Annotated in this window: 7 protein-coding genes, 1 tRNA gene and 2 pseudogenes; 2 read left to right on the top strand and 8 right to left on the bottom strand. The window is 39.0% G+C overall.

From position 1 onward, the window contains the following. Window positions 1–2 precede the first annotated feature (2 nt). Window positions 3–749, bottom strand: coding sequence for a 16S rRNA (uracil(1498)-N(3))-methyltransferase (locus tag V4P57_RS01575; protein WP_455466456.1), 747 nt, complete (start codon window positions 747–749; stop codon window positions 3–5). Between the two features lie 234 nt (window positions 750–983). On the opposite strand from V4P57_RS01575, the gene V4P57_RS01570 reads away from it, so the two are divergent. Then, window positions 984–1,127, top strand: a complete 144-nt coding sequence (locus tag V4P57_RS01570) for a hypothetical protein (RefSeq protein WP_006922970.1) — start codon at window positions 984–986, stop codon at window positions 1,125–1,127. A gap of 89 nt (window positions 1,128–1,216) precedes the next feature. On the opposite strand, the gene V4P57_RS01565 is transcribed toward V4P57_RS01570, so the two are convergent. Then, complete coding sequence (locus V4P57_RS01565; protein WP_455466455.1) at window positions 1,217–3,097, bottom strand: AsmA family protein; 1,881 nt, start codon at window positions 3,095–3,097, stop codon at window positions 1,217–1,219. Window positions 3,098–3,421: 324 nt separating this feature from the next. Between V4P57_RS01565 and folD the strand changes: the two genes are divergently transcribed. After that, window positions 3,422–4,321, top strand: coding sequence for a bifunctional methylenetetrahydrofolate dehydrogenase/methenyltetrahydrofolate cyclohydrolase FolD (gene folD, locus V4P57_RS01560; RefSeq protein WP_455466454.1), 900 nt, complete (start codon window positions 3,422–3,424; stop codon window positions 4,319–4,321). A 39-nt stretch (window positions 4,322–4,360) separates the two neighbouring features. Here folD and edd read toward each other — a convergent pair. The 6 genes and pseudogenes from edd to V4P57_RS01530 all read right to left on the bottom strand — a co-directional run bounded on the left by edd (window position 4,361) and on the right by V4P57_RS01530 (window position 11,566). Next, window positions 4,361–6,147: pseudogene (edd, locus tag V4P57_RS01555) on the bottom strand (phosphogluconate dehydratase). 117 nt (window positions 6,148–6,264) lie between these two features. Further along, entirely contained in the window at window positions 6,265–6,990 is a 726-nt protein-coding gene (pgl, locus tag V4P57_RS01550; RefSeq protein ID WP_455466453.1) for a 6-phosphogluconolactonase, read from the bottom strand. A gap of 10 nt (window positions 6,991–7,000) precedes the next feature. Next, window positions 7,001–8,471 (bottom strand): annotated as a pseudogene (zwf, locus tag V4P57_RS01545) (glucose-6-phosphate dehydrogenase). A 117-nt stretch (window positions 8,472–8,588) separates the two neighbouring features. Then, entirely contained in the window at window positions 8,589–9,875 is a 1,287-nt protein-coding gene (locus V4P57_RS01540) for an NAD(P)/FAD-dependent oxidoreductase (protein WP_455466452.1), read from the bottom strand. 11 nt (window positions 9,876–9,886) lie between these two features. Further along, window positions 9,887–11,314, bottom strand: a complete 1,428-nt coding sequence (locus tag V4P57_RS01535; RefSeq protein WP_455466451.1) for a glutamine synthetase family protein — start codon at window positions 11,312–11,314, stop codon at window positions 9,887–9,889. Between the two features lie 175 nt (window positions 11,315–11,489). After that, window positions 11,490–11,566, bottom strand: a tRNA-His gene (locus V4P57_RS01530). Between the last annotated feature and the right edge of the window lie 80 nt (window positions 11,567–11,646).

The raw sequence follows: 11,646 nt of genomic DNA, 5'->3' as shown, positions 1-11,646 counted from the left end.
TCTCAATTAATTGACCAATCCCCCACAGTAACATTAAGAAGAGTCAAAGCAGCAACAGCTGCAGTGTCAGCACGTAAAATACGCGGTCCCAAAGATATCGGAATCACAAAAGGGTATTTTTTTAAAAGGTTCCGCTCTCCTTCACTAAATCCGCCTTCTGGTCCAATGAGGACACCAGACGTTGTAATAACTTCGTACTTTTTCAAAAGATGTAATGGATTATGTGATTTGTGCGCTTCGTCGCAAAAGAATAAAAGGCGTGTTTCATCCCAACATGCTAAAAATTCTACTAACGAAACAGGAGAGGCACATTCAGGCAAAGATAAAATACCACACTGTTCAGAAGCTTCAATAACATTAGCCTCCATACGTGCCACATTGACACGCGTAACTTGTGTGTGATGCGTTATAACAGGCTGCAAAACCGATACCCCCATTTCAACAGCTTTCTGCACCATATAATCCAAACGCGCGTTTTTAAGTGGAGCGAAACAATAAATGAGATTCGTATGCGTCGTTTGTAATCTCTCCTGATGGGTAAGCTGAACTACAACAAATTTTTTCCCAATGGTGGTAAGTTTAGCAAGCCACTCACCATCCTGTCCATTAAAAAGTAAAATCTCGGCCCCTTCTTGCATGCGCAAAACATGTACAAGGTAAGAAGCTTGCGACCCCTCTATTTTTATTTCTTTATTCAAAGCAAGTGGCTGTCGAATAAACAATCTTTTAATTTTATAATTTATACGCATAAAAATTGTGCCAGAGCTAACCATACTCATCAAAAAATGAAAGAAAATACATAACAAAAAGAAAAAATTATATCTATAGAACTATAATTTATAAAGGAATATAGAGTTTTTTAGCTTTATGAGACAATGATCGGAACAAATAGGAGGCTAAGTGATTCTTCTCTTATAAAGACTTACAATAACAGATCATTCATCATTATGTTTTGTGATTTATTGCATGATTGGAGGAAAAATATGTCCGCTAAAAAAGCTACAGTTATTACTATCACCACCCTTCTGGCTTTTATTCTGATTACGGTAGGAATTGGCTCCGTTGGAGCAGATGGAAAACACACAATCGCTGAAGATGGCTACGGAATCTCCTCCCAAATTCAATAGGCCTAAACTACATATCATTCAAATTTTTATATCAACACAATATTTTTCAACAATTTTTTAAGATCTTTATCAATATTGGAGAACAACGATCAGTCTGTATTAATATTTTTTTTTATCCAAAAATTGCCGCTTTGCCGCCCTTTAGAACTAAGAGAAAAAGCAATAGGCCATGTAAGACTGTTGGCAAGACACTGGACATCTCCACAGAGAGTTTCTGAGCTGTTGCTTTTTCGTAATTGTGCCTGTAATGTGAATTTTTTCTGCTGCTCCTGAGCATTAGCAGCTGCAATTGCCCCCTGAATTGATAAGCCCCAGTTCGCCGTATGCATCAATGATTCTGCTATCATCATCATGCCGTCTGAAAATCTTATCTGAATATCCCAACGATCAAAGGCTGTGGATAATGAGTCATTAGTCACTAACAGAAATTGTTCCTTTTCTGAAAGCATTGTCTGCAAATCATTCAAATCATATCCTAACAGCCGACCAGAAGACATGTTCAGCGTTAATTTACCCTGCATCTTCGCAAAAATTTCTGACCAAAAACGAGCAAGCGTTTGTATCGTCAGGGTAAAGTTTGCTTTGCTCTGCGCAAATGGAGTAATTCCCAGAGACTCTGAAGCATTTTGTATATCAATGGAAGTACCTGAAGCACGTCCTTTGATGCGTACTTTCTTATCAACTAGTGCAATTTGAATGTTGCTTTGAAGTGATCCACCAAAAACATTCGCATGTCCAAGATCAAAAATGATATGTCCATTTCTTATTTGTACCGCAGCAGCTAAATTAGTCAGTGTAATATTACCTACTTTCGCTTGAGGAGAAGAAAGGCGTGCATCTACTCCAATACGATCAAGAATCTTCATATCAAAGAGTGTCTTCTTTTCTTCAACTAAAGAAAATAGTGATTCCAAGAAATTAAAGTCTAGATTATCAAATGCTAAAGATCCAATTACGATTGGGACATAATCCTGAAAATCAAACTCTAAAGCTCCACGTGCGCTTGTTTTACCCATCGTAAATGTCACATTATTCATTTTGATATGCATTGGTTGCGCTAAAAAATGAGACTCCCATACAATAGGTGTTTTCAATCTATGCCCCCAAAACTTATTGCTTCCAATCCAAACCAATGTCTGATTCCACCCAGGAGAACGCATTGATACCTTTCCATCAAAAATATAATATTCAGATAATCGTGCCTGCCCTATAAAGGTAATACCACCACGCACAGAATTGAGACTTGCCTTAACTTGGCTTTTCCCTCCCGCTAAAAGCAATAATGCTTGATCGGCATCAATTGATAATTTGGTAAACTCTCCACGCCAACGAGCATCTGCGCGAAACTGCACTTTCTGCGTCGATTCGGGCCAATCTAAAGTTGCATGTAACCCCGTGATTTTTTCTGCTTCTCTTGAAGTATTATCATGATACACTAGAACGCCATTCTCGACCACAATACGTCCAAAAGGCTGTTTTAAAAGACGCTCCATATCTGGCTGATCCGGATTATGCTTCAGTATTTCACGAGCATTGCGTATCGCTAATCCTAATGCACCTTGTGACCGCGAGAATCTATCAAAAAAATCCACTACTGTTTTAACAGGCTTTTCTATAATAAATTGAGGGTGTACAATCCGCGTCTCTGAAAAAGAAACACGCCCCCAAAGAAGATCCATCAAAGAAAGATCAACTTCTATTGATTCAGCTTCCATCAACGGTGCAGAATTGTTCATTTTTGATGTTAAGGTAACACCAGAAAGAAATGCTTTAGGGTAAGGAAAAAGCTTCAACCGCGGTGGATCACGTAATTGCACATTATAACCCGTCCACGCACTCAAATCTTGGGCCAAACGAATACGAATCGTATCTGTAGACACAAGATAAGGTAAAATGAGAATACCAACTCCAAACAAAAAAATAATTGTAACAAAAGTTCCGCTCAAAAATTTTATTATTCTGACGCGCACAATCTTCCTCTACACTTTCACTCTTATAACAAGATTAAAAGCAAACTTAAATGAACGTTAAAAAACTTCTTATAGTCCTAAAATTCACTACATCTCATTTAATAACTTAATTATTCTTGTTCTTATCCAAAGTTTATTAGAACAGCAATGTTGCTGCTTCTTTACAAAGCAATTATTTTAGAGGATGTCAAAAATTATAAAATACAAACTATTATTCAAACCATTTTACCGTTCTCATGTGAATATTACTATTAAACGCTATTGTATTGTTAGCAAATGCTCTACAAAAGAATAAACAGCCCTCTACCGAAAGGATCTCTCTCAATGAATAATATTATCGATGGAAAAAAGCTTGCTGAAGAGATTATTATGCAAGTGAAGGCTGAAACAACAAGACTCCGCAATAATTATAATATACAACCTGGTATCGCCGTTATTATTGTCGGAGACGACCCTGCAAGTCAGGTGTATGTTACATCGAAAAGCAAAAAGGCTGAAGAATGTGGTTTTTTTTCAATCAAACATATGGTTTCCAAAGAAACACAAGAACAAGAACTCCTTCAACTCATTGCAGTATTAAATTCTGACCCTAAAATCCATAGCATTTTGGTGCAACTTCCCTTGCCTCCCCATATTAATACAAACCGCATAACACAAGCCATTGCTTTTCAAAAAGATGTTGATGGCTTTCATTATATCAATGTAGGAAAACTTGCTGCTAATGACCTTGAAGATGCTATAATTCCCTGTACACCAGCTGGTGCCATGATGATGATTGAACGACAATGTGGGCGAGATTTATCTGGTCTTGATGCTGTTGTTGTTGGACGCTCTAATATTGTCGGAAAACCTATGGCTGCCCTTTTAACAGCAGCCAATGCCACTGTGACAATCGCCCACAGCCGTACCCGCGACATTGATGATGTATGTCGTAGCGCCGATATTTTAGTTGCAGCTGTAGGCCGCCCAAAAATGGTTAAAAAAGATTGGGTTAAAAATGGCGCTATTGTTATTGATGTTGGCATTAATCGCATTGCAGCACCAGAAAAAGGTGTGGACAAGACGCGTCTTGTCGGTGATGTCGATTTTGAAGAAATAAAAGGAAAAGTTGCCGCAATCACCCCTGTTCCAGGAGGAGTTGGACCTATGACAATTGCCATGCTCATGGTTAATACGCTTAAGGCTGCTGCTCGAGCACACAACCTTCCTATACTAAAATTCTAAGAAGTTTGATACATCTGCATTGCATAAATATCATTTTACTCACATCATAAAGACAGACGCCCCATGATCTGCACGATTAACCGATTGGCGAAAAACACGAAAAAGCTCACACCCAACGCCATATTCCTTCTTGGAAAGGTCAGGAGGTACGATCATTCGTGCATTAAATTTTGATAAATCTCCCCAAATAGACAATTTACCCATATGAGCATCAAGACAAACAATATCACCATCTTGCAAACATGCAATGGGACCATTATCCAAAGATTCTGGCGTCATGTGGATTGCAGCAGGAATTTTTTTTGACGCACCTGACATACGCCCGCCCGTTACCAATGCGACCTTTTGACCTCGATCTTGTAAAATACCCAAAATTGTCATTAATTTATGAAGCTCTGGCATACCATTCGCTTTTGGCCCTTGATAACGAATGACAGCGATAAAATCTTTGTTATTTAACGCGCCAGATTTAAAAACCTTTTACAGTCCCTCTTGATCATTAAAGACAAGGAGTGGAGCTTCGATTCGCCAATGCCAAGATTTAACAGACGAAACTTGAATAATAGCTGTACCTAAATCTCCCGACAAAACACGAATACCACCATCAGGCTGAAACGGTTTCCTCCATCCCATTAACACCTTATGGTTACCACTTTTATTGAGAGCAGGCTCACACACCAAACTACCATCAGGATAACGCTTTGATTCAATTGCATAAGCATTAAGATCTTTACCAAAAATTGTAGAGACATCTTCATGTACCAACCCTGCCTCAATGAGCTCGCGAATAACAAATCCCATCCCATCAGCGGCATGAAAGTGATTTATACCAGCCAAACCGTTAGGATAAATCCGTACTAAAAGAGGTACAACTGACGAAATTTCTGCAATATCATGCCATGTTAAGCGTACACCATAACCAGCAGCCATGGAAATTAAATGAATCGCATGATTGGTAGATCCTCCTGTCGCATTTAATCCTACAATAGCATTCACGAAAGAGCGCTCATCAATTATCATACCAATTGATCTGTAATCATCGCTAAGTGCTATCATTTCAAGTGCACGCTTGGTGCCTTCTTTTGTTAACGCATCACACAACGGTGTGTTTGTATTGATGAAAGAGCTTCCCGGAATCTGTAGCCCCATTATTTCCAGTACCATCTGATTGGTATTAGTAATCCCATAAAACGTACATGTTCCAAGTCTATGATAAGAACGGGCTTCTGATTCAAGCAATATTTGTCGATCTATCTTATTTTCCGCGTAAAGCTGAAGTATTTTTACTTTTTCATCATTGCCTTGACCACTTGTCATGGGACCAGTGGGAATAAGAATTCCTGATAAATGACCAAATGTTAGTGCTCCAATCACCAAACCAGGTACGATGTTATCACAGACCCCAAGGTACAGCACTGCATCAAACCTATCGTGTGATAAACCTATAGCTGTCGCCATTGCAATCACTTCACGTGAAAAAAAAGAGAAAGCTCAATCCCCGCATTCCCTTGTGTTATACCATCACACATCGCAGGAACGCCACCTACCACTTGTGCCATACTACCAACCATACGGGCAGCTTCTTTAATTAAGTGAGGAAAAGTCTTAAAAGGTTAATGTGCTGAAAGGATATCGTTATATACCGTGATAATAGCAACATTGCCAACGATATTATGCTTGAAACGCTCTTTGTCTATTTGACCACAAGCTGCAAAACCATAAGCCTGATTGGCACATCCCAAAAAACTTCTCTTGGGACGATTTTCTTGTGCCTTAGCAATACGATCTAAATAAATTTCTCGCGTTAGTAGAGAACGTTCATAAATCCTTCATGTAATCGTAGCAATTGTCTTGGAAAGTGCTATATTTTTACCCCATCATTTACGCTTCCCACCATTAACAAAGAGATTGCGTGTCACTTACATCTGTATCATGCTTTCACTTCACTTAATTTCATTTTCATCTGGAGACCAATAAACCTGAACAAGGTGATGAGCATTGCGTAAAACCGCGCGAACAGGCATTTCCATTTCAGACTCATCTCGACAAACGGCTTCAAAATAATCGCGTTTTTGTAAACCTTCAAAATGGAGAATAATGCAACGAGATTGTATTATCACTGGCAAAGTCAGCGTGAGTCTTGGCTCAAGAGCACTTTTCGCATGAAGCGGTAAAACAAGTGCCTGAGTCCGTAGATCAAGCGCTTGCTTCAGACGATCAGCATCAGGAAAAAAGGAAGCCGTATGTCCATCACTCCCCATTCCTAAAACAATAACATCAAATGGTCTAGGCAAACTATTAATGCGACTAGCAGCCGAAAAAGCAGCAAGTTCAGCAGTAATTGCTTTATGATAAAGTCCTACAAAATGTGCTTTAGCCGCAAAGTTTTGTAACAAATGACGGCGTACCATATGTTCATTTGAACGCTCATGATGAGCAGGTACAAAGTGTTCATCAACTAAAGTGATGATAATATTTTGCCAATCAATATCAGCTTTTGATAAATAATGAAAAAACAATTCTGGTGTTTTACCACCAGAAACTGCTAGGACTGCGCGCTTACGCTCAAGAACAGCCACACTAAGTTCTGCTGCAACATGATCAGCCAATGCTAAAGCTAAGGTAGTAGGGGTTTCAAAATTTAAACGATCAATATTTATTCCGTGCATACTTATTACTCTAAATTAGATTGTTCCATATACGCCCATCACGTTCCATCAAAATTGTCGAAGCAAATGGCCCCCATGAACCAGCTCTATATCCATAAACCGGCTGCTTTATTGCTTGCCATCCCTCAAGAATAAGATCAATCCGATGCCAAGCAGCCTCAACTTCATCACGACGCATAAACAGTGTTTGATCTCCACGAATAACATCCATCAATAGACGTTCATAAGCATCAGAATTACGTTGAGAAAATGCAGATGCAAAACTCATATCCAATGGAATATAACGAAATCGCACACCACCAGGACCTGGATCCTTAATCATCAACCATTGCTTTACACCTTCATCAGGCTGGAGACGAATAATAAGCTGGTTAGAAAAAAAATCATCTGAATTCGCATCAAAAATATTATGAGGGATGGGTTTAAAAACTATAACAATTTCAGATATCCGCGCGGACATGTGCTTACCAATTCGTAAATAAGAAGGTGTATCTGCCCAACGCCAATTATTAATCTTAACCTTAAGTGCCACAAATGTTTCGCTCTCACTAACTTTTTTCCCAAATCATCAAGATAAGATCTTACAGAAATACCATTCAAGACACCAGCAAGATACTGCCCATGTACAGTATATTGCTCTACATTATGAACATCAAGAGGCGTTAAAGAATGCAAAACTTTCAATTTTTCATCACGCACAGCGTTTGCACTGTTGGTAAATGGTACTTCCATAGCAACCAAACAGAGTAATTGCGGCATATGATTTTGTACTATATCACGTAGCGCACCTGCACTTTCACAATATTCTGCACGCCCCTCCAATTATAAAGATTCAGAAACCATTATCTGAACATGATCAATATAATTGGAATTCCATAACGGTTCATAAAGTGTATTAACAAACCGAAATGCCATTAAATTTTGGACTGTTTCCTTGTAAAGATAATTATCAATACGAAAGATTTGGTCTTCATCAAATACTCTTGCAAATATATCATTGAGTTCAACTGCTGTTTTTACATCGCCGCCAATAGGTTTTTCAATGATAATCCGTGTTTGCTGCGTCACCAAACTATTTTACCCTAATCCCATCGCGATATCACCAAAAAGTAGCGAACCAACCGCTAAATAAAAAGCCCGAATATCAACTGGATCTTTTGACAGCACAAGAGCGAGATTTTGCCATACCCAATTTGATGTAATATCAACAGAAACATAGGTTAGACGCGCAAGAAAACGCGTAATTTCAATTTGATTGAGATCTTTTGATTGAACATGTTTTTCTAGAGAAAACGAACAAAACTTTGATACTCTTCGGATTAATGAAGAACGTGAAACCCCAATAATACGCGTTGGCTCACTAAATTGCCCAATGCACTAACAATGATAGAGAGCAGGTATAAGTTTGCGTGATGCTAAATCGCCATTACCACCAAAATAATACAATCAAAGGGAGAGACTGGAGTAATTTTACTCACCATAAACGTTTATCTTCCTATTCAATTATAAAAGCTTAAACAACTTATAGAAACTCCCACCATTAAAGCAGATAGACATTAAACAAGCCATTAATTTTCTTCATTTTAAACGGTGTTCAGTTAAAAATGATCCATCAAGGAAAACCAATGCATTGCCAAAAATACAAGCGGATAACGCAAAACTCTCCCACCTGGAAAGGATGAAATCTTTAAGTCCTGAAAATACTCAAAACGCCGACGTTTTCCAGACAACCATTCAGCATATAATTTTCCTATAAAAGGGGCAAGAATAACTCCATGCCCAGAATAACCACCACAATAAGTTGTACCGGAGAAAAGTTGGCGAACATAAGGCATACGTTCAACCGTGATAGCAACCGTCGCCCCCCAACGATGAGTTAAATTTATAGATTGTAGATGAGGATAAATTTCAAAAATCTGCCGTCGTATACGTTCATCTAAATTTGTGGGGTACTGATTATCATAACTTTCTACTCCACCAAATAATAAACGATTATCAATGCTTTTGCGAAAATAGCGAACCATAAAACGGGAATCATCTACCGATTCGCCCCCCTGAAGAATAGGACTATCTTTTGATAATGGTTCAGTTGCTCCAATATAAGAGCGGATAGAAACAATATTTTTTTCAACAAAACGTTGAAGTCCCTCAAGCTTATACCCATTGGTTGCCAATAAAACATGCTCAGTCTTTATGTTGCTTCGTCCTGTTTTCACCATACAATAGCTACCATTGCGTTCTACAGTAGTTACTTGTGTCCTTTCATAAAGTTTAGCTCCAGCACTTTTTGCTTTCTTTGCCAACCAAACAATCAGCTTTAAGGGATTTATATGTCCAGTATCCGAATCATAAATACCACCATGATAAAAAGAAGAACCAAGCCGCTTAACTGTTTCCTCCCTGTCTATAAAAGTAAGACTGTGATAGCCATAACGCTGCATCGTTTCAACATGCCGTTGATAAGATGCTAATTCGCGTTTTTTATGGGTAACAGAAAGATGCCCTGCCATAAAGTCACACTGGCAATCGGGCATTGCACACCAAGATAGAATATCTCTTTTGGCTTCTTCAGCTAAATCAAACAGCACCTTACTTCGTTCAAAACCATATTTCTTTTCTAGTTCTTCCACCCATTGCCGTTGCCCTGTTCCCAATTGTCCACCATTACGCCCTGAAGCACCATCACCAAAACGCGAAGCTTCAAACAAGACAACATGCACTCCAGCCTTAGCTAAATGATAGGCTGCTGAAAGCCCCGTAAATCCACCTCCGATAATCACCACATCACACTGTATCTGTTCGTCAAAAAAAGGATAAGAGGGACGGTCTTCTAAAGAAGACTCATACCAAGAAATTCCTGGGGAAATCGGATTATAATCAATCATAGTGACAAACCTCAAACATTAAGCAAGAGATATTCGCGCTCCCACGGGCTAATCACTTCCATAAAAGTTTCGAATTCTTGTCGTTTGATTGCAGCATAAGTACTTACAAACACATCTCCTAGAATAGCACGTATTGCCGTATCTTGTTCAAATAAGTTAACCGCTTCAATGAGTCCACGTGGCAATTCAATGCTATCAGCATTCACATTACTTGTTGTTGGTTCATCAGGTTCAAGCTTTTGCTGTAATCCAATAAGGCCGCAAGCTAAAGAGGCTGCGAGAGCTAAATAAGGGTTAGCATCTGACGAAGGGAGTCTGTTCTCAACACGCCGTCCCTGTGGAGCGGAGCGAGGTACACGAAAAGCTGTGGTACGATTGTCATATCCCCATCGCAAATTAACAGGTGCTGAAATATCAGGCATGAGACGCCGGTAAGAGTTTACATAAGGAGCAAGCATTACAAGTCCTCCTGCCATATGTCGTTGCAGTCCACCGATAAAATGGCGAAAACAGATGCTTTCCTCACCACCCTTTTGTGTAAAAATGTTCATACCCGTTTTCTTATCAACAACCGATTGGTGAATATGCATAGCAGAACCCGGCTGCCCTTGAATAGGCTTGGCCATAAAAGTCGCGTACATATTATGCTTAAGCGCTGCTTCACGAATTGTGCGTTTAAACATAAAAACTTGATCAGCCAATTCAATCGGATCGCCATGACGTAAATTGATTTCAAACTGTCCTGCCCCTTCCTCATGAATGAGTGTATCAATTTCTAGCCCCTGCGCTTCTGAAAAATGATAAATATCATCAATCAGATCGTCAAATTCATTCACACCGGCAATCGAATAGCCCTGCCCCCCACCAATTGAACGTCCAGAACGACCAACTGGAGGAACTAAAGGATAATCAGGGTCAGGATTTTTTTGTACTAAATAAAATTCAATTTCTGGTGAAACAACCGCTTCTAGACCCATTTGCGTATAAAAATCAATCACTTTTCGCAAAACATTTCTTGGTGTATAATCCACAACTTGCCCATTTTGATACACAAGATCACAAATAACTTGTGCAGTAGGGGCATCTTCCCATGGCACAATGCTTAACGTGGAAAGATCAGGCTCAAGCCGTAGATCACCATCTGTTTTAGGATATTCAAAACCACGACCATCTTCAGGATAATCTCCTGAAATTGTTGTCATAAAAACAGCTGAAGGTAATGCCAACGATGTTTCCGATATAAATTTTTTAGAAAGCATCATCTTGCCACGTGCTACACCTGCTTGATCAGGCGTAATACATTCAATATCTTCTACATTACGAAAAGCAAGCCACCGCGAAACCTGTTCCCAATTATTTACACCACGTAAATTTTTTAGAAAACCAGAAACAGGTTTAGAGCTCTTCTTTTTCATTTGTTTATCATTTTTCACAGCCATAACACACCAACTAAAAAAACAGTCAAGCCTCACTCTTATGGCATCATCCCATACCTGAATGTTACGAAAAAACTTTATCAACTTAATTTTTAAAGAATGCCGCAACTTCCATCAAGGTAAAGAAGACCTTGCGATCATTATAAGCTGCTTATCATATCAAACATAGTGAAAAAATTGGTACGGTTGGTGGGATTTGAACCTACGACCTCTGGTGCCACAAACCAGCGCTCTAACCAACTGAGCTACAACCGCATAAAAATAAATCTATCATTACTGTTTACTATTTCATAAACACTTATTCTCTGTTTGTGTGACATAAGGAAGATCAAAAG

Source organism: Bartonella sp. B39 (assembly GCF_053795145.1).
Note: the sequence above shows the minus strand (reverse complement) of the source record. Positions and strands in the feature narration are given on the sequence as shown.